Source organism: Armatimonadota bacterium, assembly GCA_029907255.1.
Classification (GTDB): Bacteria; Armatimonadota; UBA5829; order DTJY01; family DTJY01; genus JAIMAU01.
On record JARYMF010000029.1, the window covers coordinates 1 to 664 of the forward strand.

General features: G+C 49.5%; 2 protein-coding genes. Both read left to right on the forward strand.

The features are described from left to right. Window positions 1-291: hypothetical protein (locus QHH26_13620; protein MDH7482988.1), on the forward strand; the 291-nt coding region annotated here is incomplete at its 5' end. Between the two features lie 158 nt (window positions 292-449). After that, window positions 450-664 (forward strand): hypothetical protein (locus QHH26_13625; protein ID MDH7482989.1); only part of this gene is annotated, 215 nt, incomplete at its 3' end.

Here is a 664-nt window from a genome sequence, read left to right on the forward strand (position 1 = left end):
AAGACCCTTATCACAGCGGCCGCTATCAGTGGAGCGAATGGCGTTGTCGCTGGGTTGGTGGCTGTTATAGTCTCATCGGGTGTTTTCCGTCGTCCCCTTGTGGCAATAACGATCATTTGTAGTGTAACTGCCATTATTCCGGTGGTAGTCCATCCACTTATGCCGCTGAGCCCGTATATATCAAACAATCTCATATTTGTTTATGTTCCCGCCATACTTTATGTGAGCGCAATAGTGTTCATAGGTATAGCACTTTATCGCTACATTGTGGCAGGTACTCGAAGTACATAAGGGCCGCCCAACACTGCGTCCAGCCGACACGCTCCGCTCGGTCGCTTCGCTCCCTCGCTCCGCGTGCGGCTGACGCTTGCCGTTAGCCGCCTCATTATTTACATCATGTTTCCTCGGTAGAAAGCACGAATGCCGAAATGATACAGAAAGGATAAGCCATGAAACAGAAGAATGCTGATATCCAACCAGAGCAGCCAGCCCCTGAAATTCTTGACACATCTCAAACACCCGCCCAACCTGAATCTGTCGCGACCCCTACAGAGGCAGAAAAACCACAGCCTGGCCGCTTGCAACGATTCTTTCGCAAGGTACTTATCTGGCTAGTTGTACTTGCTATTGCTTTTCTTGCAGGTGTAGTTACAGACCATTACTT